General features: G+C 71.6%; 25 protein-coding genes. 12 read left to right on the top strand and 13 right to left on the bottom strand.

Annotation, left to right across the window (positions count from 1 at the left end; genetic code table 11):
• Positions 1-6: 6 nt before the first annotated feature.
• Complete coding sequence (locus tag ACFHWE_RS16690; RefSeq protein ID WP_416602574.1) at positions 7-738, bottom strand: Mut7-C RNAse domain-containing protein; 732 nt, start codon at positions 736-738, stop codon at positions 7-9.
• A gap of 43 nt (positions 739-781) precedes the next feature.
• On the bottom strand, positions 782-1,321 hold the full coding sequence (locus ACFHWE_RS16685; protein WP_416602573.1) for a pyridoxamine 5'-phosphate oxidase family protein: 540 nt from the start codon (positions 1,319-1,321) through the stop codon (positions 782-784).
• Positions 1,322-1,515: 194 nt separating this feature from the next.
• Here ACFHWE_RS16685 and ACFHWE_RS16680 point away from each other — a divergent pair, with 194 nt between their 5' ends.
• The gene (locus ACFHWE_RS16680) at positions 1,516-2,328 is read left to right on the top strand and encodes a hypothetical protein (RefSeq protein WP_416602572.1); all 813 of its coding nucleotides are present in this window, start codon (positions 1,516-1,518) and stop codon (positions 2,326-2,328) included.
• 5 nt (positions 2,329-2,333) lie between these two features.
• Here the strand turns inward: ACFHWE_RS16680 and ACFHWE_RS16675 are convergent, their stop codons facing one another.
• From ACFHWE_RS16675 to ACFHWE_RS16660, 4 genes are all read right to left on the bottom strand, one after another.
• Positions 2,334-2,948, bottom strand: coding sequence for a histidine phosphatase family protein (locus tag ACFHWE_RS16675; protein ID WP_416602571.1), 615 nt, complete (start codon positions 2,946-2,948; stop codon positions 2,334-2,336).
• Positions 2,949-3,052: 104 nt separating this feature from the next.
• The gene (locus ACFHWE_RS16670) at positions 3,053-3,169 is read right to left on the bottom strand and encodes a methionine/alanine import family NSS transporter small subunit (RefSeq protein WP_416602570.1); all 117 of its coding nucleotides are present in this window, start codon (positions 3,167-3,169) and stop codon (positions 3,053-3,055) included.
• Positions 3,169-4,710 (bottom strand): sodium-dependent transporter, encoded by a 1,542-nt coding sequence (locus ACFHWE_RS16665; protein ID WP_416602569.1) that lies wholly within the window; start codon positions 4,708-4,710, stop codon positions 3,169-3,171. Before ACFHWE_RS16665 ends, ACFHWE_RS16670 begins: the two co-directional genes overlap by 1 nt.
• Positions 4,711-4,926: 216 nt before the next feature.
• Positions 4,927-5,907 (bottom strand): pirin family protein, encoded by a 981-nt coding sequence (locus ACFHWE_RS16660; RefSeq protein ID WP_416602568.1) that lies wholly within the window; start codon positions 5,905-5,907, stop codon positions 4,927-4,929.
• 158 nt (positions 5,908-6,065) lie between these two features.
• Between ACFHWE_RS16660 and ACFHWE_RS16655 the strand changes: the two genes are divergently transcribed.
• From ACFHWE_RS16655 to ACFHWE_RS16635, 5 genes are read left to right on the top strand one after another with little or no spacing between them, the layout of a single operon-like run.
• The gene (locus ACFHWE_RS16655) at positions 6,066-7,220 is read left to right on the top strand and encodes a Gfo/Idh/MocA family protein (RefSeq protein WP_416602567.1); all 1,155 of its coding nucleotides are present in this window, start codon (positions 6,066-6,068) and stop codon (positions 7,218-7,220) included.
• On the top strand, positions 7,217-8,377 hold the full coding sequence (locus ACFHWE_RS16650; protein WP_416602566.1) for a dihydrodipicolinate synthase family protein: 1,161 nt from the start codon (positions 7,217-7,219) through the stop codon (positions 8,375-8,377). The genes ACFHWE_RS16655 and ACFHWE_RS16650 overlap by 4 nt, the downstream gene beginning before the upstream one ends.
• Positions 8,374-9,267 (top strand): sugar phosphate isomerase/epimerase family protein, encoded by an 894-nt coding sequence (locus ACFHWE_RS16645; RefSeq protein ID WP_416602565.1) that lies wholly within the window; start codon positions 8,374-8,376, stop codon positions 9,265-9,267. Before ACFHWE_RS16650 ends, ACFHWE_RS16645 begins: the two co-directional genes overlap by 4 nt.
• A gap of 55 nt (positions 9,268-9,322) precedes the next feature.
• Entirely contained in the window at positions 9,323-10,228 is a 906-nt protein-coding gene (locus tag ACFHWE_RS16640) for a 5-dehydro-4-deoxyglucarate dehydratase (RefSeq protein ID WP_416602564.1), read from the top strand.
• 2 nt (positions 10,229-10,230) lie between these two features.
• Entirely contained in the window at positions 10,231-11,322 is a 1,092-nt protein-coding gene (locus ACFHWE_RS16635) for a mandelate racemase/muconate lactonizing enzyme family protein (RefSeq protein ID WP_416602563.1), read from the top strand.
• A gap of 233 nt (positions 11,323-11,555) precedes the next feature.
• Here ACFHWE_RS16635 and ACFHWE_RS16630 read toward each other — a convergent pair whose 3' ends face one another.
• The 5 genes from ACFHWE_RS16630 to ACFHWE_RS16610 all read right to left on the bottom strand — a co-directional run bounded on the left by ACFHWE_RS16630 (position 11,556) and on the right by ACFHWE_RS16610 (position 16,906).
• The gene (locus ACFHWE_RS16630) at positions 11,556-12,587 is read right to left on the bottom strand and encodes a LacI family DNA-binding transcriptional regulator (protein ID WP_416602562.1); all 1,032 of its coding nucleotides are present in this window, start codon (positions 12,585-12,587) and stop codon (positions 11,556-11,558) included.
• Between the two features lie 75 nt (positions 12,588-12,662).
• Entirely contained in the window at positions 12,663-13,568 is a 906-nt protein-coding gene (locus ACFHWE_RS16625; protein ID WP_416602561.1) for an NAD-dependent epimerase/dehydratase family protein, read from the bottom strand.
• Positions 13,569-13,602: 34 nt separating this feature from the next.
• Positions 13,603-14,448 (bottom strand): PmoA family protein, encoded by an 846-nt coding sequence (locus ACFHWE_RS16620; RefSeq protein WP_416602560.1) that lies wholly within the window; start codon positions 14,446-14,448, stop codon positions 13,603-13,605.
• Positions 14,445-15,599 carry a Gfo/Idh/MocA family protein gene (locus ACFHWE_RS16615; protein ID WP_416602559.1) on the bottom strand — a complete coding sequence of 385 codons (1,155 nt, stop codon included), beginning with the start codon at positions 15,597-15,599 and terminating at the stop codon, positions 14,445-14,447. The genes ACFHWE_RS16620 and ACFHWE_RS16615 overlap by 4 nt, the downstream gene beginning before the upstream one ends.
• Positions 15,596-16,906: a Gfo/Idh/MocA family protein gene (locus tag ACFHWE_RS16610; RefSeq protein WP_416602558.1), complete on the bottom strand. Its 1,311-nt coding sequence runs from the start codon at positions 16,904-16,906 to the stop codon at positions 15,596-15,598. The genes ACFHWE_RS16615 and ACFHWE_RS16610 overlap by 4 nt, the downstream gene beginning before the upstream one ends.
• A 425-nt stretch (positions 16,907-17,331) precedes the next feature.
• Here ACFHWE_RS16610 and ACFHWE_RS16605 point away from each other — a divergent pair, with 425 nt between their 5' ends.
• From ACFHWE_RS16605 to ACFHWE_RS16590, 4 genes are all read left to right on the top strand, one after another.
• Complete coding sequence (locus tag ACFHWE_RS16605) at positions 17,332-18,303, top strand: carbohydrate ABC transporter permease (protein WP_416602557.1); 972 nt, start codon at positions 17,332-17,334, stop codon at positions 18,301-18,303.
• A complete protein-coding gene (locus ACFHWE_RS16600; protein ID WP_416602556.1) occupies positions 18,293-19,144 on the top strand; it encodes a carbohydrate ABC transporter permease in 852 nt (283 codons plus the stop codon). The genes ACFHWE_RS16605 and ACFHWE_RS16600 overlap by 11 nt, the downstream gene beginning before the upstream one ends.
• A 19-nt stretch (positions 19,145-19,163) precedes the next feature.
• Positions 19,164-20,486 (top strand): ABC transporter substrate-binding protein, encoded by a 1,323-nt coding sequence (locus tag ACFHWE_RS16595; RefSeq protein ID WP_416602555.1) that lies wholly within the window; start codon positions 19,164-19,166, stop codon positions 20,484-20,486.
• A gap of 122 nt (positions 20,487-20,608) precedes the next feature.
• The gene (locus ACFHWE_RS16590; RefSeq protein ID WP_416602554.1) at positions 20,609-21,562 is read left to right on the top strand and encodes an EamA family transporter; all 954 of its coding nucleotides are present in this window, start codon (positions 20,609-20,611) and stop codon (positions 21,560-21,562) included.
• A gap of 6 nt (positions 21,563-21,568) precedes the next feature.
• On the opposite strand, the gene ACFHWE_RS16585 is transcribed toward ACFHWE_RS16590, so the two are convergent.
• Complete coding sequence (locus tag ACFHWE_RS16585) at positions 21,569-22,099, bottom strand: GNAT family N-acetyltransferase (RefSeq protein ID WP_416602553.1); 531 nt, start codon at positions 22,097-22,099, stop codon at positions 21,569-21,571.
• Positions 22,100-22,129: 30 nt separating this feature from the next.
• Between ACFHWE_RS16585 and ACFHWE_RS16580 the strand changes: the two genes are divergently transcribed.
• Entirely contained in the window at positions 22,130-22,693 is a 564-nt protein-coding gene (locus ACFHWE_RS16580) for a helix-turn-helix domain-containing protein (protein WP_416602552.1), read from the top strand.
• Between the two features lie 4 nt (positions 22,694-22,697).
• On the opposite strand, the gene ACFHWE_RS16575 is transcribed toward ACFHWE_RS16580, so the two are convergent.
• The gene (locus tag ACFHWE_RS16575) at positions 22,698-23,675 is read right to left on the bottom strand and encodes an aldo/keto reductase (RefSeq protein ID WP_416602551.1); all 978 of its coding nucleotides are present in this window, start codon (positions 23,673-23,675) and stop codon (positions 22,698-22,700) included.
• A gap of 471 nt (positions 23,676-24,146) precedes the next feature.
• On the opposite strand from ACFHWE_RS16575, the gene ACFHWE_RS16570 reads away from it, so the two are divergent.
• Entirely contained in the window at positions 24,147-24,800 is a 654-nt protein-coding gene (locus ACFHWE_RS16570) for a DUF6230 family protein (protein ID WP_416602550.1), read from the top strand.
• Positions 24,801-24,812 lie beyond the last annotated feature (12 nt).

Here is a 24,812-nt window from a genome sequence, read left to right as displayed (position 1 = left end):
GCCCGGTCAGGGCCGGGTACGAGGTGCGGCGGCCCGGGCCACGATCCGGGTGAGTTCGTCGTGGTGGGCTCCGGGCCAGAACACGCTCCGGCACACCTGGCAGCGCGCGAACGTGTCGTAGGTGGCGCGGGTGCCGGCGGGGATCCGTTCGGCGACCTCCTCCTTGGCCACGGGGGCGAGCGGGCCGTTGCAGTGCACGCACCGGGTCCAGGGCGCCAGGGGTGGGGCGAAGCGCTCCAGGACGTCGTCGAGCTGCTCGTCGGGGCGGTGGCTGCGGACGTGGGCTCCGGCGCGCAGGGCTCGGCGCAGCAGTAGGCCGCGGTCGCGGGTGAGCAGGACGCGGTGCTCGGCGTTGGCCTGGGCGAGCAGGGAGGGGTCGTCGCGGTCGTTGTCGTAGGCGGTGTCGATGCCGAGCAGGCGCATGCGGCGGGCCAGGGTGCCCAGGTGCACGTCCAGCAGGAAGCGGGGCGGGTGGAATCGGGGTGGGAGCGCCTGGGGGCGCGCGGCGGCAGCCACCTCGACCCTCTGCCCGGGGCGGGGCCGGTGGGCGAGGGGGAGGCGGTCGCCGCCGGTGTACAGGCCGCCGACCTCGGTCAGGGGCACGCCCAGGGACTGCACGACGTGGCCCAGGGAGGCGGTTCCGTCGTGGTCGGCGCGGACGGTGCCGTGCCGGTGGCGCGGCGGGAGGAAGAACCGCAGTTCGGGTGCGAAGCGCAGATCCACGGTGGCCCGTTGCATTGGTCCAGGATGGCACGGCCCGGTCATGGGCCGACCAGGCCGATCAGTCGGTGGCCGCGACGGTGGGCAGCCCGTCGATACTGGTGGGGCTGGGGACCCCGCCCCCGTTGCGCTCTTGGAGGCGGTCCAGCAGGTCGCGGTCCCCTTGCAGCTCCATCAGGGGGACGGCGAATCCGCACGAGTCGGAGATGCGCTCCACGTCGACCACGATGATCGAGCGCTGCCCGGCCGTGCGCTCCTTGGGAAAGTACGGGCGCAGTTCGGTGAACTCGGGGTCCGAGGCGAGCACGGTGCGTCCGCGCCCGTGCAGGCGCACGATCTTGGGCGGCCCGTCGAAGGCGCAGAACATGAGCACGATGCGTCCGTTCTCGCGCAGGTGGGAGATGGTCTCCACCCCCGATCCGCTGTAGTCGAGGTAGGCCGCCCGGCGCTCACCGAGGACCGCGAAGGTCCCGCTCATGCCCTTGGGGGAGACGTTGACGTGTCCGTCGGCGTCCAGCGGTGCGGTGCCCACGAAGAACACCGGCTGGTCGAGGAGGAAACGCGCGAGTCGGTCGTCGATGGCGTCGTAGATCTTTCCCATGGCAGACCAGTGTTCCAGAGGTCCGCACGGGTGATCGACGCAGGTCGGCTTCGGTGCCTACACCCGGCGCAGGGGGATGTGCGGGCCCTGGGGCGGGTGCCCGCTTGATACGGGATGGGGGAAACCACCCAGACGCACGGTCCCGTTCCGATAGCTTTGCGTACATTCCTGTTTCCGCTGAGCACGAGGTTCGGGTGCGGCTCTTCCAGGAGTGCCCCGAACTGGCTCCCCGTCTGCTATCCGAACACCTGGGTGTGGAGGTCCCCGTATACGACCAGGCGGTGCTGCAGTGCGCCGACCCGGGAGAGGCGGTCCCCGTGGAGCGCAGAGCCGACGCGGTCGTCGCACTGCTCGACAGTGCCGTCAACGCGGTGCTGGAGGACCACGGGCACACGCGGATGGTGATCGTCGAGGTGCAGAACGAGTACCGCGAGTACAAGTTCCGCAGGTGGGCGCATGACGCGGGGTCGGTGGCCGACGTCCACGCGTGCGAGGCCGCGGTCCTGGCCGTGTGCCCGAAGCAGTCGACCGCGGACCGTTTCGACGCGGACCTCCGGGTGGGCCCGCGGCACCTGTTTCGCTCCCTCGTCCTGGGGCCGGGCCGCCTGAGCGCCTTCACCGACCCGCGCGAGGTCACCCGGTCGCCCCTGATGGCGATCCTGGACGCGACGGCGGACCCGCAGGCCCCGGGCGCCCTCAAAGCCCTCCTGGAGGGCTTCGCCTCCCTCGATGAGGCGACCGCCGCCGACTACACTCAGTACACGCTGACGCTGTTGGACGAGGATTCCCGTCGCAGGGTGGAGGAGATCATGGCGACCGACACGTACCGGTATTCGAGTGCGTTCACCGAACGCTACGTCCAGGAAGGGGTCGAGCAGGGTCTGCTGGAGGGTGAGGCCCGGGTCCTGCTCAAGGTCTTGGACCGCCGCGGCGTCGTCCTGTCCGAGGCGGAGCGCCGACGCATCAGCGAGTGCGCCGACGCCGACCCCCGGGAACTGTTCGCCTGAGGGCCTCAGATCTGCAGCTCGTCCGGGAAGCCGGTCCAGCGCAGGTCGGGGTCCAGGTGGGAGACCTCGTTGTAGGTCAGCACGGTGGGGAAGCGGCGCGGGCTGTAGCGGATGACGGTCAGCGCCGCGTTCGCCGGCGCCAGGTCCACCCACTTCCAGGAGGGGGTGCCCAGCGCCAGGCTGGCCACCCACGCCACCAGGTAGGCGTGGGTGATGACCACGTCGTGGGTATCGGTGTCGTCGGTGGGGCCGGTGAACCGGTCCAGTGCCCGGCGGGCCAGGTCGGGCCCGGCGTCGAGTTCGGAGGCGGGGCGCCCTTCGAGGAAGGCCAGCACCCGGTCGGCGTACTCGTCGGGCAGCTCCGCACGGGTGGGCACGTGGGGGACGTAGTCGCCGGCCTCGGGGACGGACTGCGACAGCACACCGGGCAGGTGTTCGGCGACCGTGCGCGCGGTCTGGGACGCACGGGGCAGGGGGCCGTGGTGGAGCGTGTCGGGTTTGAGTGCGCGCAGACGCCGCCCCAACTGCTCGGCCTGGCGACGACCCTCGGGGGTCAGGTCGCCGGTCTCGGGGTCGGCGTGCGCGTGTCGGGCAAGGTAGAGGTACCGGGTCGCTGGCACGGGGCTCCTTGGAAGACGGGGTCCCCAGGAGGGTACCGGTCGGGGACGGACCGTAGGCGGGAAAGGGGTGTGTGCGGGGGGTGCCCCCGCACACACCTTGCGCCTTAGTCCCGGTGCTCGGGCTCCTCGGGGTTGCGGTGCAGGTTGAGCACGGCCGCGAGCAGGCCGCCCCAGACCAGGACGATGGCGACGGCCATCATGACGACGGCGCTGGTGGACATCACCGCTCCCCTTTCGTGCTGTGCGAGGCGGCCTCGGAGTCCCGGGCCGCGAGTGCGTCGGCGGTCCGCCAGGGCACGAGCGAGACGACCACGCCGAAGACGATGGCTCCGACGGCCACACCCCAGCCCGCGGCGAGCAGGAAGCCGGTGGGGTAGTCGCCGTAGTTCTGGGCCAGTTCGGCGCGCAGGCTGTCCCACATCATCAGCCCCAGCAGCACCGGTGTGAGCACGCCCAGGGTCAGGCGCCACCACAGGCCCAGCTTGACCGAGGACACGGCGTCGACGTGGCGCTGGAGCATCGGCAGTCTGCGGGCGATCCAGGCCACGGCCACGATCAGCACGAGGGCGGCCAGGGCGATGCCGTACTGATTGATGAAGTGGTCGAACACGTCGAGGAAGAACAGGCCCCCGTGGGTGGGGAACAGCAGGATCGAGGCGAGCGCGGTGGCGCCGCCCACCAGCAGGACGGTGGGGACACGGCCCAGCCCGGTGCGGTCGTGCACGGCCGAGACGATGACCTGCACGATGCTGATGAGTGAGCTGAGCCCGGCCACCACCAGTGAGGCGAAGAACAGCACGCCGAACAGGTCGGCGCCCACAGGCAGGCTGGAGACGATCTGGGGGAAGGCGACGAAGGCCAGCCCCAGCCCGGAGGTGGCGACCTCGTCCACGGCGGTGCCGGTCCTGGTGGCCATGAAGCCCAGCGCGGCGAACACGCCGATGCCGGCCAGGATCTCGAAGGAGCTGTTGGCGAACCCGGCGACCAGGCCGGACCCGGTCAGGTCGGTCCTGGAGCGCAGGTAGGAGGCGTAGGTGACCATGATCCCGAAGCCCACCGACAGGGAGAAGAAGATCTGCCCGTAGGCGGCGATCCACACCCCGCCGTCGGCCATGGCGCCCCAGTCGGGGGTGAACAGCGCGTTGAGCCCCGTGGCGGCGCCGTCGAGGGTGAGGGCCTGGGCGACCAGGATCAGGAACAGGGCGACCAGCAGCGGGATGAAGACCCGGTTGGCCTTCTCCACGCCGTTGCGGATGCCCAGCGCCAGGACGGCCAGCACCACGGCCCACACCGCGATCAGGGGCCAGGCCACCCCGGCGACGTAGCCGGAGACCATGCCGGGCTCCTCGCCGACCTGGAGGAAGGTCCCGAAGAAGAAGGCGTCGGGGTCCTCGCCCCACCGCTGCCCCACGGAGAAGAAGGTGTAGCGGATGGCCCAGGCGATGATCACGGCGTAGTAGACCGCGATCACGAAGCAGATCGCCACCTGCCACCAGCCGATCGCCTCGGCCGGGCGCCACAGCCGCCGGTAGGCCAGCGGTGGTGAGGAGCGGAACCGGTGCCCGACCGCGTACTCCAGGATCAGCAGGGGGATCCCGGCGGTGAGCAGGGCGACGAGGTAGGGCACCAGGAAGGCGCCGCCCCCGTTGTCGTAGGCGATGTAGGGGAAGCGCCAGATGTTACCCAGCCCGACGGCGGACCCGATGGCCGCCATCAGGAAGCCCGCGCGCGTCCCCCACTGCTCGCGCGTGTGTTGGACCATGTTCAGGCCTCCCGAATCCATCCCGTCGTTCGCAAGGCGAACGCTAGCAGGGTGTGGGCACAGGAGCGCGGATGAGGGGATCCACTCGCCTTCACGTCTCGGATCTTCGGGCTTCTATAGGCGTTTTGTCGAGGCTCGCCGTCGGCGACACACGGGACGAGACAGGTATGGGAGACGTCTTTGGTCGATCCGGGCGGCGCGCGTGGCGTGCGCGGCTCAGGGCGGACGGGGTCGCAGCCGGACGCCCGGCAGTTCCGGGGCCGGCAGCGCGGGGCCGGTGTCCCCGGCCACGGGGGCGAAGCGGGCGTCCCCCTCGGTGCGGGCCCGCTCCCAGTCGGCGCGGGCCGCGACGATCTCGTCGTGGTCGCGGCCCACGAGGTTCCACCACATCAGCAGGTCCTCGGCGAAGGGGGTCCCTCCGATCACCAGCAGGCGGGCGTCGCGGTCGGTCCTCAGGACGACCTCTTCGCGCCCCGGGCCCAGGTACAGCAGCGCCCCGGCCTCCACCTGGTGGCCGAGTACCCGCAGCGGGGCGTCCAGTGCCAGCACGCCGTGCTCGAAATCCCCGCGCAACGCCAAAGGTGCGGTGGCCCCGGCCGCCAGGACGACCTCGGCGCCCATGAGCGGGGTGTGGGTGCGGGCGGGGGAGCGGTGCCCGTGAACCTGCCCGGCCAGGACGGTCACCCGGGCACCGGGCAGGGTGAACACGGGCAGGTCGTCGTGGTACTCGAAGCGGGGCGGGCCGTGGCGTTCGGCCTCGGGCAGCGCCACCCACATTTGCGCCCCGTGCAGGACCGGCGGCCGCCCCACCGGAGAGCGCTCGGAGTGGGCGATGCCCCGGCCCGCGGCCATGAGGCCCAGCCGTCCCGGGCGGACCACCCGGTCCGAGCCCAGGCCGTCGCGGTGGCGGACCGCGCCCCGGACCAGCCAAGTGACGGTCTGCAGGCCGATATGGGGGTGCGGGGGGACCTGCATCCCCTCCCCCTCGGACACGTCGGCGGGGCCGAAGACGTCGGCGAAGCACCACGCGCCGATCATGCGGCGACGCCTATCGGGAAGCGACCGCAGGACCGGCATCGCACGGGGTCCGCCCAGCGGGACCCGCCGCGGCGCGAGCAGTTCGGCAGCGGGCGGTTCAGGGACGGGCCGGGCCGTGCAGATCCGCTGTTCGCCGGGGCGGGACTCCTGGTTGCTCACCCTGCCGACGGTAGCCGACAGCGGGGAACCCGTTGAAGGGGGCGCCCCGGTACCCCTCCGACCAGGGGAGGGACGGACCTCCGCGATCCCACTGGTGTTGGGAGGGTGGTTTGCCGTAGTCTGGAAAGCGCTTTCACACGGAAAGGTGGTATCCACCCATGGGTGATCACGTGTTGGGTGTGGCCATGAACGGCGTCACCGGACGCATGGGGTACAGGCAGCACCTGACCCGCTCGATCCTGGCCATTCGCGAGGAGGGCGGCCTGCGCCTGCCCGACGGCTCCCGGATCATCCCCGAACCGATCCTGGTCGGGCGCTCCGAACACAAGCTCCGCGAGATCGCCGAACGCCACGGCATCGAGCGCTACTCGACCGACCTGGAGGCGGTCCTGGCCGACGAGGACGTGTCGATCTACTTCGACTCCCAGATCACGCACGCCCGCGAGGCCGCCGTGCGCACCGCCATCGCCGCGGGCAAGCACGTCTACGTCGAAAAGCCCACCGCCGACACCCTGGCCTCGGCCCTGGAACTGGCCAAGCTCGCCCAGGAGGCCGGGGTGCGGCACGGCGTCGTGCAGGACAAGCTGTTCCTGCCCGGCATCCTCAAGCTGCGCCGCCTGATCGACTCCGGCTTCTTCGGTCGGGTGCTGTCGATCCGCGGCGAGTTCGGCTACTGGGTCTTCGAGGGGGACTGGCAGCCCGGGCAGCGCCCCAGCTGGAACTACCGCGCCGAGGAGGGCGGCGGCATGGTGCTGGACATGTTCCCGCACTGGCACTACATCCTGGAGCACCTCTTCGGGCAGGTGCGGGCCGTCACCGCCAAGGTCGCCACCCACGTCCCCCACCGTTGGGACGAGCAGGGCACGCGCTACGACGCCACCGCCGACGACTCCGCCTACGGCATCTTCGAACTCGACGGCGGCGTCATCGCCCAGATCAACTCCTCCTGGAACGTGCGCGTGGACCGCGACGAACTCGTGGAGTTCCAGGTCGACGGCACCCACGGCAGCGCCGTCGCCGGACTGCTCACCTGCCGGGTCCAGCACCGGTCGGCCACCCCCAAGGCGGTGTGGAACCCCGACATCGGCGACCCGAACGACTACCGCGGCCAGTGGACCCGGGTGCCCGACAACGCCGAGTTCCCCAACGGGTTCCGCGCCCAGTGGGAGGCCTTCCTCCGGCACGTGGCCCTCGGGGCCCCCTTCCCCCACGACCTCCTCGCCGGAGCGCGCGGCCTGCAGATGGCCGAGGCCGGGCTGGAGTCGGCGCGCACCGGCCGCACCGTGCAGTTGCAGGAGGTCGCCCTCCCATGAGCACCCTGCTCCTGCCCACCCCCGAGGGCGCCCTGGAGCCCTACACCCTCAGCGGCACCCCCGCCGACACCTCCCCCCTGCCCCCGCCCCGCACCCGGACCGCCTACGCTGCCGCGCACGTGGTCGCCGACCCGCTCGCCCCCAATGCGCCGGGAGCGCCGGCCCGCCTGGACTGGGAGGCCACCCTGGCCTTCCGCCACCACCTGTGGGACCAGGGGATGGGCGTGGCCGAGGCCATGGACACCGCCCAGCGCGGCATGGGCCTGGACTGGGAGGCCACCGCCCGGCTCATCCGCACGAGCGGGGCCGAGGCCGCCGCGCGCGGAGCGCGCCTGGCGTGCGGGGTGGGCACCGACCAGCTCGACCCCTCGGACGCCCGCCTGGAAAGCGTTATCACGGCGTACGGGGAACAACTCGACGTCGTGCGCGACAGCGGCGCCACCCCGATCCTCATGGCCTCGCGGGCCCTGGCCGCCGTCGCCTCCGGACCCGGCGACTACGCCAAGGTCTACGGGGAGCTCCTGGGCCGCACCGAGGTGCCGGTCATCCTGCACTGGCTGGGCACGGCCTTCGACCCGGCACTGGCCGGGTACTGGGGCTACGCCGACCCGGCCGAGGCGATCGAACCGGTGGCCGCCCTGATCGCCGAGCACGCCGACCGCGTGGAGGGCATCAAGGTCTCGCTGCTGGACGCCTCGCTGGAGGTGCGGCTGCGGCGCCTGCTCCCCGAGGGGGTGCGGCTCTACACCGGCGACGACTTCAACTACCCCGACCTGGTCCTGGGCGACGAAGGGGGCCACTCCGACGCCCTGCTGGGGATCTTCGCGGCGATCGCCCCGGCCGCCGCCCGTGCGCTGGCCGCGCTGGACTCGGGCGACACCGGCCGCTACCGGGCGCTGATGGACCCGACCGTGCCCCTGGCCCGGCACCTGTTCAGCGCGCCCACGTTCTACTACAAGACCGGGATCGCGTTCCTGGCCTGGCTCAACGGACACCAGAGGGGGTTCCACATGGTGGGGGGCCTGCACAGCGCCCGCGACCTGCCGCACCTGGCCCAGGCCGTGCGCCTGGCCGACGCAGCGGGGGTCCTCAGCGACCCGGATCTGGCGGCCTCACGGATGGCAGCGCTGCTGCGGGTGTCGGGGGTGGACCAGTGAGCCCCGTGCCCTCCCCCGTGGACGTGCCCTCGGGCCGCCCCGCCGGGGTTCCCACGCCGGGGCCGGGGGATCCCGCCCTCGCCCGGCTCTCCCTCAACCAGGCCACCGTCCAGCGCTGGACCCTCGCCCAGGCCGTCGACGGGTGCCTGCGGGCCGGGCTGCCCGCCATCGGCACGTGGCGCGAGCCGGTCGCCGAGATGGGGCTGGCCAAGGCCGCGCGCCTGCTGCGCGACTCGGGGCTGCGGGTGTCCTCGCATTGCCGGGGCGGTTTCCTCACCGGCCCCGACGCGGCGGCGGCCCTGGACGACAACCGCCGGGCGATCGACGAGGCCGCCGAACTCGGCGCGCCCTGCCTGGTGCTGGTGGTGGGCGGCCTGCCCGAGGGCGAGCGCGACCTGGCGGGGGTGCGCGAGCGCATGGCCGACCGGCTGGCCGATCTCGTGCCCTACGCGCTCGAACGCGGGGTGCAGTTGGCGCTGGAGCCGCTGCACCCGGTGTTCTGCGCCGACCGGGCGGTGCTGTCCACGCTGGGCCAAGCCCTGGACATCGCCGAGCGCTTCGACGCCGCCGCCGTGGGGGTGGAGGTGGACGCCTACCACGTGTGGTGGGACCCGCAGGTCTACGAGCAGATCGCCCGTGCCGGCGCGGGCGGGCGCATCTCCTCCTTCCAGGCCTGTGACTGGGTGCTGCCGCTTCCGGCGGACACGCTGCGCGGCCGGGGGATGGTGGGGGACGGCCACGCCGACGTGCGCTCCCTGCGCCGGGCCGTGGACGAGGCCGGATACACCGGTGACATCGAGGTGGAGATCTTCAACGAGCAGATCTGGCGGGCCGACGGTCACGACGTGATCGCCACCCTGGCCCGCCGCCATGTGCAGTACGTCCTGTGAGCCCTTCCGAGGGGGCGGGGAGGACCCGCCCCCTCGGGCCCCTTGGAGGAGTGAGATGAACTTCGACGGAATCCTGTTCTTTCCCCTGACCCCGTTCGACGCGGGTGGAGGGGTCGACGAGGGTGTGCTGGCCGAGCACGTTGCCTCGGGTGTGGCGCACGGCGCGGGCGGGGTGTTCGCGGCGTGCGGTACCGGTGAGGTGCACGCCCTGTCGGCCGCCGAGCACGCCGCGGTGGTGCGCACCTCGGTGCGGGTCACCGACGGCCGGGTTCCGGTGGTGGCGGGCGCGGGCGGCAGTGTGGGCACCGCGATCGAGCAGGCCCGGGCCGCCAAGGAGGAGGGGGCCGATGCGATCCTGCTGCTGCAGCCCTACCTGGTGGGTGCTCCGCAGCGGGGGCTGGTGGAGTACGTGCGCACGGTGGTGGCGGCGGTGGAGATCCCCACGATCGTCTACCAGCGCGGCACGATGGTGTTCACCCCCGACAGTGCGGCCGAGCTGGCACGGATCCCTTCGGTGGTCGGGCTCAAGGACGGGGTGGGCGACCTGGGGCTCGTGCACCAGATCGTGATCGCGGTGCGGGGTGTGCGGGGTGGGGACTTCACGTTCTTCAACGGGCTGCCCACGGCCGAGCTGACGGTTCCCGCCTACAGCGCGGTGGGGGTGCCGCTGTACTCCTCAGCGGCCTTCGCGTTCGTGCCCGAGGTGGCCAACGCCTATTTCAAGGCGGTTCATGAGGGTTCCCCGCTGGCGGAGACGCTGGTGCGGGAGTTCTTCGAGCCGCTGGTGCGTCTGCGCGACCGGGTGCCGGGGTATGCGGTGTCGCTGGTCAAGGCGGGTGCGCGGCTACGCGGTGTGGCGGCGGGCGGGGTGCGGGCGCCGTTCACCGACCCCACCGCGGAGGAGGAGGCGCATCTGTCGCGGCTCATCGAGACCGGGCTGGCCCTGGTCGGGGAGGGGTGAGCGTGCTCGTCGTCAGGGAGGTCTCCGCCCGTGCCTTCCGGTTGCCGCTGCACCGGTCCTGGGACGGGGGTGTGGACCGCAACGACGTGGTGGTGGTGCGGGTGGCCACCGATGGCGGCCTGGTCGGTACGGGGCTGTCCTGGACGCCGCTGATCGGGGCGCGGGCGGTGGAGGCGCTGGTCAACGACGACATCGCGCCCGCGCTGGTGGGCCGGGAGGCGCATCCGGCGCGGTGGGAGGAGCTGCACTGGCACCTGCGTGAGGCGGGGACCAGCGGTCTGACCCTGATGGCGCTGGCGGGGGTCGACATCGCGCTGTGGGACCTGCGGGCGCGTGCGGCCGGGGTGAGCCTGGTGGAGGCGGTGGGGCGGCGCCGGGAGTCGGTACCCTCCTACGGCAGCGGGGTGAACCTGGACTACTGCCTCGATGACCTGGTGGAGCAGGTGCGGGGGTGGGTGGCGGCCGGGCACACGGCGGTCAAGATCAAGGTGGGTTCGGCCGACCTGGCGCGTGATGTGGAGCGTGTGGGGGCGGTGCGGGAGGTGATCGGTCCCGACGGTGTGCTGATGGTGGACGCCAACCAGCGCTGGGACGTGCCCGCGGCTGCGCGGGCGCTGTCGGCGCTGGAGGGGTTCGGGCTGCACTTCATCGAGGAGCCGTTGCCCGCGCAGGACCTGGAGGCGCATGTGCGGTTGCGTGGGCGCACGTCTGTGCCGTTCGCGATCGGGGAGAACCTGCGCACGGTCGGGGAGTTCGAGCGCGCGGTGGAGTTGGGGGTGTGTGATGTGGCCCAGCCGAACGTGGTGCGGGTCGGGGGCATCACACCGTTCGTGAGGATCGCGGAGTCGGTGGCGCGCCGGGGTGTGCCGGTGGCTCCGCACCTGTTGCCGGAGCTGTCGGGGCAGTTGGCTCTGTGTCTGCCTTCGGTGGTGATGGTCGAGGACATCGATCATGCGTCCTTGGCCGCGCTGGGCGCGTTGGCCGAGCCCAGCGGTGTGGAGTTCCACCGGGGGCGGGTGCGTGCCGACACCGGGCCCGGCCACGGCCTGGTGTTCGCCGACACGCTCGCGCCGGTCGCGTCCGCTTCCCCCTAGCACTGGGCGGTGCGGCCGGTGGGCCGGGGTGCCTTTGGGGTACTCCGGCCCTGTTTGTGTGTGCTCGGTGGCCGTCAGCGACCACTACCTGACCGGCATGCTGTACCCGCGCGAGCACCTGCTGACCTCGCGCCTGGTGATGGGCGCGGTGGTGGGGCTGTCGTGGGCGGGTGCGTGGTGGTGTGTCCGTGCATGGCGGGCCGCCGCCGGGGCAGTGCGTGACCGGCGTCCGGTCAGCGGGCGGGCGGTGCCGTGCTGGCGCGCTCGACGACCTCGCCCCGGACGGTGACCACCTGCGGCTCCTGAGCGGGCTCGCCGTCCAGGGCCAGTGCGGCGGCCCGCCGCCCCATCTCCTCCAGGGGCAGCCGCACGGTGGTCAGGGCGGGGGTGAGGTCGCGCAGGGTGGGGATGTCGTCGAACCCGGCCACCGACAGGTCGCCGGGCACGCTCTTGCCCAGGTCGCGCAGGGCCGCCATCGCCCCGGTGGCCATGACGTCGTTGACCGCGAACAGGCAGGTGGCGTCGGTGCCCATGGTCATCAGGCGCCGGGTGGACTCGTAGCCGCCGTCGCGGGTGAAGTCGCCGTGGACCACGTTGTGGTGGGCCAGGCCCAGGCCGGCCGAGGAGAGCGCGGAGTGGAACCCGTCCAGGCGTTCGCGGGCGGTGCTCAGGTCGGTGGGGCCGGCCAGGATGGCGAACTCGCGGTGGCCCTGGGCGATGAGGTGGCGGGCCAGGTCGGCCGCTCCAGCGTGGTTGTCGGGGCTGACGGTGTCGGCGGGCAGGCCGGGCTGGGACACGCACGCCACTCGGCCGCCCTGGCCGCGGAACACGTCGATCTCCTTGGCCAGGCGCTTGTTGGCCTCCTCGTCGGTGGTGCGCGAGCCCACCAGCACCACCGCGCGGGCCCGGTGGGCGCGCAGGGTCGCCAGGAGGCGGCTCTCCCTGTGATGGGAGCGGCTGGTGGTGCCCAGCACCAGGACCAGGTCCCGCTCCTCGGTGTGCTGGGTGACGCCGGAGGCGATGGAGGAGAAGTAGGGGTCGGAGATGTCATGGACGATCAGCCCGACCAGTGAGCTGCTGTTGCGCGCCAGGGTCTGCGCGGAGGCGTTGGCCAGGTAGCCCAGTTCCCGGGCACTGGCGGTCACCTTCTCGCGCAGGCGTTCGCTCACCTGGCGGGTGCTGCCGTTGATCACGCGCGAGGCCGTGGCCAGGGACACCCCGGCGTGCTCGGCGACCTGTTCCAGAGTGACGTAACCGGCCCCCACACCGCTTCCCCTCTTACTACGCACCACGGCGGAAAACACTTTCCTCTCTGTAGCGTAGCGGAGAGCGTCCGCTGGTCAGTGCCGTTCGGCGGAGGGGTGCTGTTCGGGGGGCAGTTGTGTGCGCCAGGTGCGGGCGGGTTCCCACCCCAGCAGGGTGCGCGCCCGTTCGGAGGAGAACACGGCACGGCCGTCGGCGAGGGTGTGGGCGCTCTCGCCGGTCGTGGGGTGGTGCTCGGGCAGGAGCGTGTCGACGGGGCCGGGAGCGAGGGGGTCGGGGGCCATGGCGTTGAGCACCTGGCCGGTGGGGACGGTGCCGGGGTTCTCCACCACGAGGGCGAACAGTTCGGCGGCGTCGCGGGCGTCGACGTAGTTGAACAGGGACGTGGCCGCCAGGGCGGGGTCGGCCACGCGCTCGGCCATGGTGTGGCCGAGCTGGGTGGGGGCGCCCTGCCACTCCTCGGGTGCGACCACGTAGCCGGGGCGCACGCAGGAGATCGTGCAGGTGTCGGTGGTGCGGGCCACGGCGCGCGCGGTGTCCTCGATGATGGCCTTGCTCAGGCCGTAGGCGTTCCAGGGGGCGACCGGGTGGTCCTCGTCCAGCGGCAGGTAGCGGGGCTTCCAGGAGGGGGTGTTGTAGCCGTAGACGGTGGGGCTGGAGGCGGCGGTCGCCGAGTGTGCGCCGTGGGCGGCGGCGGCCGAGAGCACGGCCCAGGCCAGGCGGGTGTTGACCGACAGGGTCTCCAGGTCGGGGCGGGCGAAGGGCACCGCGATCCCCGCCAGGTGGACGACGGCCTCGGGGCGGGTGCGGGTGAACACCTCCTCGCGTGCGGTGTCGTCGAGCAGGTCGGCGACGATCCCGTCGGTGTCGGCCGAGTGCGGGGGCGCGGTGTCCACGGAGGTGACATGGTGGCCGCGTGCGGCCAGGGTGGCCACGACGCTGCGGCCGAGCCTTCCGGAGCCGCCGGTGACGAGGACGCGCATGGGCGCTGCCTTCCTGGGTCGGTGGGGTGGGAGTTCAGCGCAGGGCGAGGGTGCGCTCGGCCAGTTCCCGGGGGTTCTCGGCGCGGCCGTCGTGGACGGCGGTCCGCAGGATCCGGCGCAGGGTGCCGCCGCGGGGCAGGGGCAGGCGAGCCTCCCAGGCCAGGGCGGGGCCGGTACCGGGATACTCCCGGGCGCGCAGGAACCACGGGTCGACGTGGTCGCCGGGCTGGGTGTGTACCAGGGTCCAGGGGGTGCCGTCGGCGGTGGTGCCGGCCATGGACAGCCACCGGGCGCTCGACCCGTGCAGGTCCTCCTCGCCCTCGGCGCCGTCGGGTCCGGTGCAGACGGGCGGCGCGGGGGAGATGGGGGCGCGCCAGAACAGGCCGCCGTAGCCGGCGCCCGGCCGCCCGTTGGTGGCGGGGCTGCCGATGCTGAGGTCGCGGCCGCTGGTGTTGGTCAGGTGCACGTCCACCTCCAGTGCCCAGGTGTGTCCGTCCATGGGCAGTGCGCGGGTGGTGCGCTCCTCGCGCAGGAGTTCGCTGCCGTCGGGGACGGTCCAGGACAGCAGTTCGACGCGGTGGTCGTCCTCGTGCACGGCCCAGGACAGGTGGCGCTGGCGGCCGTGGTTGTCGAGCAGGACCGAGCCGCGGTCGGGGGTGAAGGTGCGCCCGCCCCAGAAGCTGGTGCCGGACACGTCGGGGACGGCGACGCTGACACCGAGGTGGTGCAGGTGGTCGTCGGGGTAGACCTCGGTGACGGCGGTGCCCGCCAGGGTGCGCACCGGGTGCAGGTAGGGGCGGGGCGAGAGCTGTTCGGGGACGGTGGCGCCCTCGCACCAGCGGGCGAGGGCGGTGCCCGCGAGGGACAGGTCGGTGGTCACGGGTGGGACTCCAGGGCGGTCGGGGACCAGGCGGGGTCGAGTTCGGAGAACAGGGCCAGGTGCCGGGCGCTGCGGTGGACCAGGTCGGTGATGCCGGTGATGACGCGGTGGGTGCCCTCTGGGGTCTCGCGCACCCGCTGGCGCGTGGCCGGTACGGCGACGGGGTCGGGTGCGGTGCGCACCGCCTCCAGCACGTGCATGAACGCGCGGGTCCTGGTAGGCGGGACCAGAAGCGGGGTGCCGTGTTCGATGTGGTCCAGGAGGTTGTCGAGCAGGGGGGTGCGCCCGTGTTCGGTGGTTCGGGGCGGGCGGCCGTCGCGGTGCACGGTGACCCGGTCCAGGGTGTAGTCGAGGTCGATGCGACCGTGTTCGCCGTGCACGGTCAGGCGCGGGGGCGTGGTCTCGGGCGCGCACAGGGTGACCGCCACGGTGACGGGGGTCCCGTCGGGGGTGCGCACGCGCAAGCACGAGGTGTCGTCGCTCTGGATGGGGTGGGCGTGGAAGAGTTCCAACTCCACGTCGTGGACGGGTTCCTCCGCGGCCCGGGACAGGTCGAGCGCGGTGGCGACGGCGTGCGCGAAGGGGTTGGTCAGGGCGCCGTCGACGACGTCGTGTCCGTTCAGGCGGCGTTGTCCGGCCCAGGGCGCGCGGTCGTAGTAGTGCGAGGTGCGCTTCCAGGTGCCGGCGCCGCCGATGCCCAGGACGCGGCCCACGGTGCCGGAGTCGACCAGTGCGCGCACGGCGGCCAGGGCGTGTGAGCCCAGGCTCTGGAAGCCGATCTGGCAGGACGGGCCGGCGGCCTCGGCCGCCGCGTTGAGCTGGTCGAACTCGGCCAGGGTGGCGGTGGTGGGCTTCTCCAGCAGGATGTGCGATCCGTGGTCCAGGGCGGTGCGTGCCAGGGGCAGGTGGGTGTGGATGGGGGTGGCGATGACGGTGACCCGGGCACCGGTGGCCTCCAGCGCCTCTTCCAGGCCGGCGAAGTGGGGGAGAAGGCCGTGGCCCTCCAGGTCGTCGCCGGGGGCGGGCGGCGTCGGGTCGCAGACGCCGGCCAGGCGGACCCGTCCGGTGCCGGTGAGCCGGTGCAGGGCGCGCAGGTGGTGGCGGCCGTGGCCGTGGATGCCGACCAGCAGCAGGGGTGTCGGTGCGCTCACGCCTGGCCCCTGAGCAGGTCGGCGACGGTGACGGGTGCCCCGGTGGCGATGGAGGCGTTGGCGGCCAGCCCGGTGAGCAGGGCGTTGCCGCCGTCGGTGTGGTCGGGGCGGATGCCGTCGTCGGCGCCGGAGAACAGGGAGGTGAGCATGACCTTGTCGCCGCCGCCGTGGGGGCCGTCGCCGACAGCGGCGGGGATCTCCTCGGGTTCCTGCCAGTGGCGGCGCAGCCACAGGCGGGCGGTGGTGTCGTCCTTGGGGGCGGGCATGCCGCGCACGGGCGTCTTCTCGTCCTGGTGGGGCGAGGTGTGGTCGAACTCGGTCATGTCCAGTTCCAGGCGGCCCTTGCTGCCGGTGAAGGAGATCCGGTAGCCCTCCCAGGGAGCGTAGGCGACCAGGTGGTAGGTCAGGCGCACCCCGGTGTCGTAGGAGACCATGACGGACATGTCGTCCTCGATGGTGATGCCGGGGCCGAAGACGTTGAGGTCGCGGTGGTAGCCGTCCTCGTGCTCGGCCTGGAGGTAGAGGGCGCTCAGGTCGGGGCTGTCGTCCATGTGCAGGGCGAAGGGGTCGCCTTCGGCGGACGCGGCGCCGTGGCCGCGCCGGTAGTCGGCGCCCAGGCCGTGGCGGCGGGCGTTGTCGGGGCCGTAGAAGAACAGGCCGCCCTTGGCGTAGACCTCGGTGGGGCGGGCCCCGGTCCACCAGTTGACCAGGTCGAAGTGGTGGCTGGCCTTGTGTACGAGCAGTCCGCCGGACTGGGTCTTGTCGCGGTGCCAGCGGCGGAAGTAGTCGGCGCCGTGGCGCAGGTCCAGCAGCCACTCGAAGTGGACCGATCCGACCTCGCCGATGGCGCCGCCGGCCAGCAGCTCGCGCACCTGGCGGTGGACGGGGTTGTAGCGGTAGTTGAAGCCGACCGTGACGCGGCGCCCGGTGCGCTTCTGGGCGTCGTTGATGCGGCGCAGCCCGTCCAGGTCGGCGGTCATGGGCTTCTCGGTGATGGCGTCGACCCCGGCCTCCAGCGCGGCGACGACGTAGTCGGCGTGGGTGCGGTCGACGGTGCACACGATGACCTCGTCGACGCGCTGCTCGGTGAGCATGCGGGTGAAGTCCTCGGCCGCGTAGGCGGGGACGGGTTCGAGTCCGGCCTCGGCCACGATGCCGTTGTGCACGGCCATCCTGGTGCGGTTGGTGTCGCACAGGGCGACCAGGTGTCCGTGGTCGCGGTGGGAGCCGGTGAGGGCCCAGGTGTACATGCGGGCGCGGGATCCGGTGCCGACGATGGCGTACCTGCGTGGGGTGGTGTGGTTCACACCCAGCATGGTAAACGCTTTCCTGACTGGGAGACAAGAGGGGAGGTCAGTGCAGCGCCTGAACGGGGAGCAGGGGGCGCAGGTGAACGGGGGGCGTCGGCAGCCCTGGCCCCCGGGCGGCCACGGCGGATTCTCCGAGGCGGGGCGGGATGTGGTTATCCCTGATGAGAGCCCTATGCGTACCCCTGGTGGACGGATCGGGGGAAATGTATCGTTGACACCCGATTAACCCGGTGCTAGAAACTGAACATCCTAGTACCTGGATAGCGCTTACCAAGGCGGTGTTCGCTGATCTGCACCGTGTTCTCAACCACACACGGCGTGCGCTGTCCGTCCTCCGATCGAGATTGGCGGTCTCCGGCCATGAACCCAGGCCCGCACACGACCCCCGCCGGGTCCCGGTGCCCAACGGGCGGTGGGGCACCATGAGCGCGTTGCTGCAACGCACGCCCGCGGCGAAACCGGGCACCGGCGCGTCCTCCGCCGGGACCGCCCCGCCCCAGCGACGGTCACGCAAGCGGCCGCGCAAGGACAACCTCGCCGCCTACGGCTTCCTCATCCCCTGGTTCGCCGGCCTGCTGTTCATCACCGCGGGCCCGCTGCTGGCCTCCCTGTACTTCTCCTTCACCGACTACAGCCTCATCGGCGACCACTCATGGGTCGGCTTGGAGAACTACGAGCGGATGCTCGGCGACGACCGGCTGCTGAGCGCGCTGAAGGTCACCTTCGTCTACGTGTTCACCTCGGTGCCGCTCCAGTTGGCCCTGGCTCTGGCCCTGGCGATGATCCTGGACCGCGGCCTGCGCGGCCTGCCGCTGTACCGGTCGGTGTACTACCTGCCCTCGCTGCTGGGCAGCAGCGTCGCGGTGGCGATCCTGTGGCGGCAGGTCTTTGGCGCCGAGGGGCTGATCAACCTGCTGCTGGGCTTCCTCGGGTTCGAGGACATGCCGGGATGGGTCTCCCACCCCGACTACGCGCTCGGCACGCTCGTCGTACTCAACGTGTGGACCTTCGGTGCCCCGATGGTCATCTTCCTGGCCGGGCTGCGGCAGATCCCCACGATGTACTACGAGGCCGCCTCGGTGGACGGTGCCAGCAAGCTGCACAGGTTCTGGCACATCACGGTCCCGATGCTCACCCCGATCATCTTCTTCAACCTGGTGCTGCAGATCATCAACGCCTTCCAGACCTTCACCCAGGCGTTCATCGTCAGCAGCGGAACCGGAGGCCCCTCGGACTCCACCCTCTTCTACACGCTCTACCTGTACCAGCGCGGGTTCGGCTCCTTCGACATGGGCTACGCCTCGGCGATGGCCTGGCTGCTGCTGGTCATCATCGGCGGGTTCACCGCGGTCAACTTCTTCGCTTCGAAGTACTGGGTCTTCTATGACGACTGAAAAACCCCGCAACGGCGAACGCCTCAAGCGGCTGCTCATCCACGTCGGCCTCATCGCGGCCGGGTTCGTCATGATCTACCCGCTGCTGTGGATGCTCTCCAGCTCCTTCAAGCCCACCGAGGAGATCTTCCGCGCTCCGGGCCTGATCCCCGAGACCTTCATCCCGAGCAACTACGTCGAGGGCTGGACGGCGCTGCAGTACCCGTTCCACCACTACATGCTCAACTCCGCGCTCGTGGTGGGCGGGGCGATCATCGGCAACCTCATCGGGTGCTCGATGGCCGCCTACGCCTTCGCCCGGCTGGAGTTCTTCGGCAAGCGGCTGTTCTTCGCGATCATGCTCGCGACGATCATGCTCCCGATCCACGTCATCATCGTGCCGCAGTACATCCTGTTCGCCGAACTGGACTGGATCAACACGGTCTGGCCGCTGATCGTGCCCAAGCTGCTGGCCACCGACGGGTTCTTCGTCTTCCTGATGGTGCAGTTCATCCGCGGCCTGCCCAAGGACCTGGACGAGGCCGCGCGCATCGACGGGTGCGGGCACGTGCGGATCTTCCTGCGGATCATCCTGCCGCTGTCCATGCCGGCGCTGGCCACCACCGCGATCTTCACCTTCATCTGGACCTGGAACGACTTCTTCAGCCAACTGATCTTCCTCACCGACCCGGAGATGTACACCGTGCCCGTGGCTTTGCGCACCTTCGTCGACTCCCAGTCGCAGACCTCCTGGGGTCCGTTGCTGGCGATGTCGGTGGTCGCTCTGGGGCCGGTCTTCGGATTCTTCCTCGCCGGACAGAAATACCTGGTCAAAGGCATCGCCACCACCGGAATCAAGTAGTCGAAGGGACACCGAAAACATGCGAGCAACCCCCAACGGCGGACACCTCCGCCGTCGCTCCCGCCTCCTGCCCGTCGCCGCGGGGGCGTGCGCCCTCGTCATGGCCGCGACCGCCTGCGGAAGCGGCGGCGGTGAGACCGAGGACGGTGTGGTCGAACTGCGCTTCGCCTGGTGGGGCGCCGACGACCGGCACGCCACCACGCAGGAGGTCATCGACCTGTTCGAGGCCGAGAACCCCGACATCAAGGTCGTGGCCGACTACACCGACTGGTCCTCCTACTGGGACCGGCTGGCGACCAGCACCGCTGCCGGCGACGCACCCGACATCATGACCCAGGAGGAGCGCTACCTGCGCGAGTACGGCGACCGGGGCGCGCTGGCCGACCTCAGCGAGTACTCCGACGTGCTCGACCTGTCGCAGATCGACCCCTCGGTGGCCAACAGCGGCGACCTGGACGGGGCCACCGTCGGTGTGGCCACCGGTGTCAACGCCTACACGATCGTCGCCGACCCGGCCGCCTTCGAGGAGGCCGGTGTGGAGATGCCCGACGACGACTCCTGGACGTGGGAGGACTACGTCGAGATCTCCGCCGAGATCAGCGAGGCCACCGACGGCGAGGTCGTGGGCACCCAGTCCATGGCCTACAACGAGACGGGCTTCTCGATCTTCGCCCGCCAGCACGGCGAGAAGCTGTACAACGAGGACGGGTCGCTGGGCTTCTCCAAGGAGACCCTGACCGAATGGTTCGAGCTCACCGAGGAGTTGCTGGACAACGGCGGCCAGCCGGAGGCCTCCCAGAGCGTGGAGATCGAGGCCGGCGGCCCCGACCAGTCGGTCCTGGCCACCAACAGCGGTGCGATGGCGCACTTCTGGACCAACCAGTTGGGCGGCTTGACGGGGTCGGCCGGACGCGACCTGGAGCTGCTGCGCTACCCGGGTGAGACCGAGTCCGACCGGACCGGCATGTTCTTCAAGCCGGCCATGTTCTACGCCGTCTCGTCCGAGTCCGACCACCCGGAGGAGGCCGCGCGGTTCGTGGACTTCCTGGTCAACAGCCAGGAGGCGGCCGACCTGATCCTGGCCGACCGCGGTCTGCCCGCCAACCTGCAGGTGCGCGAGTCCATTCTGAGTTCGCTGCCCGAGGCCGATGCCCAGAGCGCCGGCTTCCTGGCCGACATCGAGGGCACGATCGTGGACGGCAACCCGCCGCCGCCCATCGGCGCCGGTGACGTCGTGGAGATCATCAAGCGCACCACCGACCAACTGGCTTTCGGCGAGCTGACCCCCGAGGAGGCCGCTGAGCAGTTCATCTCCGAGGTCGAGGAGGCCACCGGACAGTAACCGCCCATCAGGGGGCGGGCCCGGCGGGAGTGTGCTCCCCGCCGGGCCCTTTCCATGCGCGCCGCGCCCCAGGGCTACGCTCGGCTGGGTCAGGAACCAGTACCACCGAACGCGGAGGCCCCGTGGCAGCGCAGCCCGTACGTCGTCGAACCCCGGGGCTGGCCTTCGCCGCCGCCTCCGCTCTGGCCTTCGGTGGGGCGGGTGTGGCGGCCCGCCCCCTGCTGGAGGCGGGCATGGAGCCGCTGCACGTGACGTGGCTGCGCATGGCCGGGGCGGCGCTGGCGCTGGCACCGGTCGCCCTGGCACGCTGGCGGCTGGTGCTGCACAGGCCCCTGCTCGTCCTGGGCTACGGGATCTTCCCCATGGCGGGTGTGCAGGCGCTGTACTTCGCTGCGGTCGCACGTATCCCGGTGGGCGTGGCTCTGCTCCTGGAGTTCACCGGCCCGGTGCTGGTGCTGCTGTGGTTCCGCCTGGTGCGCCGCAGGAGGGTGTCGGCCTGGGCCGTGGCGGGTGTCGTGCTGGCCGTGGCCGGTCTGGTGCTTCTGCTGGAGGTGTGGGCGGGTCTGCGCCTGGACGCTGTGGGGGTGTCCCTGGCTCTGGGAGCGGCCGCCGGGCAGGCCGGGTACCTCCTGCTCTCCGACGCGGCCGGGGAGGACACCGATCCGTTGGCGCTGGTCGCCTCCGGGGCGCTCGTGGCGACGGTGGTGCTGGGGGCCCTGGCCGGTCCGTGGGATCTGCCGTGGGCGGTACTGGCCGAGCCGCTGCCGCTGGGTGGGGCGCGGCTGCCGGGGTGGGTGCTGGCCCTGTGGCTGGGGCTGGTGTGCACGGCGGTGGCCTACTTCACCGGGGTCGCGGCCATCCGGCGCCTGTCGCCGCAGGTGGCGGGGGGAGTGGCCTACCTGGAGGTGGTGACGGCGATCGTGCTGGCGTGGGTGCTGCTGGGGGAGGCGTTGAGCCCGGTGCAGGTGCTCGGCGCGGTGGTCATCGTGGCGGGTGCGTGCGTGTCCCAGGCGGCGGTGCCCTCCGGGCGCGAGGCCCAGGCCACGGTCCCCGAGGCCGAGCCGGACCTGCGGTGAGCCGGATCAGGCCGGTGGGGCGAGCGGGGTGAGGTCGAGTTCGGCCCAGGCCACGTCGTACCAGGTGTCGAACTTGTACCCCACGCGGTGCATCACGCCCACGTCCCGGAACCCCAGCGCGCGGTGCAGTGCCAGGCTGGCGTCGTTGGGCAGGGTCATGCACGCGATGGCGGAGGTCATGCCGCGCGCGGCGAGTCTGGGCATCAGGGCCTCGTAGAGTGCGCGGCCGTGTCCTGAGCCGCGGCGGTCGCGGTCCAGGTAGACGCTGACCTCGCAGCAGCGGCGGTAGGCGGCGCGGGTGCGGAAGGCGGCGCCGTAGGCGTAGCCGACGACCCGGCCCCGCTCCTCCAGGACGATCCACGCGTGTTCACGCTGGCAGGCGGTGATGCGTTCGGCGATCTCCCCGGCGCCGGGCGGGTCCAGTTCGAAGGTGATGGCGGTGTCGGTGGCGTAGGGGGCGTAGATCTCCGCGCAGGCCGGGGCGTCGTCGCGCGACGCGTCGCGGATCAGGGTGGTCACTGCACTCATGTTCATCATGCTAAACGAAGTGTGCACTATGGTGAACGCATGAGTGACGCCCTCGGTACCGCCCTCGCTGTTTCCCTGCGCGAGCTGCGCGCCTCCCGCGGCCTCACCGGAGCCGCTCTGGCCGAGCGCGCCGGGGTGTCCCGCGCCATGGTCAGCCGGATCGAGCACGGGGACGTGCAGCCCACGGCCGTACTCCTGGGGCGGCTGGCGGCGGCGCTGGGGATCACGCTGTCCCAGCTCATCGCGCACGCCGAGCACGAGGGCGGGCGCCTGGTACGCCGGGCGGACCAGCAGGTGTGGACCGATCCCGAGACCGGTTACCGGCGGCGGTCGGTCTCCCCCCGGACGGGGGGTGCGGTGGAGCTGGTGGAGGTCGAGCTGCCCGCAGGGGCGCGGGTGTCCTACCCGGCCGAGGCCTATCTGCTCGCACACCACCAGATCTGGGTGGTCGAGGGCGTTCTGGCGTTCCGCGAGGGGCAGGAGGAGCACGTGCTCTCGGCCGGCGACTGCCTCGAACTCGGTCCGCCCGCCCCCTGCGAGTACCGCAACCCGGCAGGGGAGGTCTGCCGCTACCTGATCGCCCTCACCGTGCGCCGGAGCTGAGGCCTTACCAGCGGTGGTGGACGTGCGGTCGGACCAGGTCGTCGTAGACCCGGCGGACGCGCTCGTGCGTGTCGGCGCCGAGCGGGGCCAGCGCCGCGGCGTCGGCGTTGCGCCGGGCCTGGTCGGCGCTGCGGGCGCCGGGGATGACCACGCTGACGCCCTCCTGGTCGAGGATCCAGCGCAGCGCGAACTGCGCCATGGTCGCCTCCTCGGGCACCAGGGGGCGCAGGCGTTCCACGGCCTCCAGGCCGACCTCGTAGGGCACGCCGGAGAAGGTCTCGCCCTGGTCGAAGGCCTCTCCGCCCCGGTTGAAGGTGCGGTGGTCGTCGGAGGCGAAGGAGGTGTGGGCGGTGAAGCGGCCCGAGAGCAGGCCGCTGGCCAGGGGGACGCGGGCGATGATGCCGACCCCGGCTTCGCGGGCGGCGGGGAGGACCTGTTCGAGGGGCTTGTGGCGGAAGGCGTTGAGGATGACCTGCACGGTGGCCACGCCGGGGCGGGCGATGGCGGCCAAGGCCTCCTCGCAGGTCTCCACGGACACGCCGTAGGCGCGCATGCGGCCTTCCTCGACCATGGCGTCCAGATCGTCGAAGACGGCGTCGGTGTCGATCACCTCGCGGGGCGGACAGTGCAGTTGGACGAGGTCGACGGTGTCCACGCCGAGGTTGTCGCGTGAGCGGTCGTTCCAGGCGCGGAAGTGGTCGGGGTTGTAGTTGGCGGGCCGCTGGTCGGCGCGGCGGCCCATCTTGGTGGCCACGGTGAGGCCGGGGCGCTCCTTGAGGAGTCGGCCGACCAGCCTCTCGCTGCGGCCGTCGCCGTAGACGTCGGCGGTGTCGAAGAAGGTGACGCCGGAGTCGGCGGCCGCGTGCAGGGCGGCGAGGGCGTCGTCTTCTGTGACCTGTCCCCAGGTGCCGCCGATCTGCCAGGCGCCGAATCCGACGGCGCCCACGTTCTGCTTGGTGCGTCCGAGCGTGCGTGTGTCCATGGGCCGATCCTAGGCCCATGGGAGCGTTCCCAAACACGGGTGCACCCGGTCATCCCACCTCATGGGACCGCCTGTGCCGCCGCGAGGCGCGAAGACGCCCGTGCCCTCTTCAGGCTGACATGTGCGGCGGAAAAGGGCAGGAGAATACATTCGGAAACAGAAGCTCGATTCCTCCCCTTTTCCGCACCGGCCCCACACCCGCCCCGGTCTCCGGCCACCCGCGCGGACAGGGGAAGGCACGGCGCTCCGCCGGGGCACACCATGCGGAACAACCTGCCGTGGGGGCGATCCCGCTCTGGGTTGGGCGGCGCGCGAGAGCCCGGCGTCGGAAGATTTCCTGTGAACCCCCCTTGAAATCAGGTGTGTTCCGGAACACCATGTTACTCGACCGTAGGGTCACGTGCCGGTGTTTTCGGGGGGAGACCGGTATGGCGCGTCGTGACCATAGGAATTCCAATGGAAAGAGCACCTATGGGCACCACATCCCCCGAGCCCCTTGGGACCACGGACTCCGGTATCGGCGACAAGCCCGAGTCCCACACCAACCTGAAGCGCTTCGTCCTGTTCCTGGTCCCCTCCGGGGTCGCCGTGGGCGCGCTGCTGTTCGGGATGGCCGAGGGCGCTCTGGCCGCTTCGTTCGCGGTCTCGGGGCAGAGCTTCAAGATCTCCGCCGACCACCTGGAAGGCGAGGGCTTCGTCCAGTACGGCTGGCTGAACCAGAACGTGCGCGAGGAGGCCGTTCCGGTTGCCGTCGCCGGTATCCGTGAGGCCGACCTCCAGGGCATGTGCATGTCGGTCCTCACCGAGTTCCCCATCATCGGCGCCATCTCGCTGAACCTGGAGGCGGGGGCCGACGGTGAGACCGTCCACGCTTCCGACCTGGTCATCGACATGGAGCAGATGGCGGGCAACGCCGAGTTCACCGACATGGAGATCGGCCGCGACGCGGGCACCCTGGACCAGGGCCCCGAGGGCGCCCAGGGCTTCAACGACCTGTTCGGGATGCAGTCGAGCACCATCGTCGTCGACGACCTGGAGCAGACCGCCTGGGCGGCCAACGCCGGCACCTTCCGGTTGGACGGCCTGCGCCTGGGAGTGGAGCCCGGAGTCGACGAGTGCTTCTAGAGGAGAGACCGA

The sequence above is a fragment of the Nocardiopsis sp. LOL_012 genome (genome assembly GCF_048060475.1).
In the GTDB taxonomy this organism is placed as follows: Bacteria; Actinomycetota; Actinomycetes; order Streptosporangiales; family Streptosporangiaceae; genus Nocardiopsis.
The sequence above is the reverse complement of the archived record's forward strand: the minus strand, read 5'-3'. Positions and strand labels throughout refer to the sequence as shown.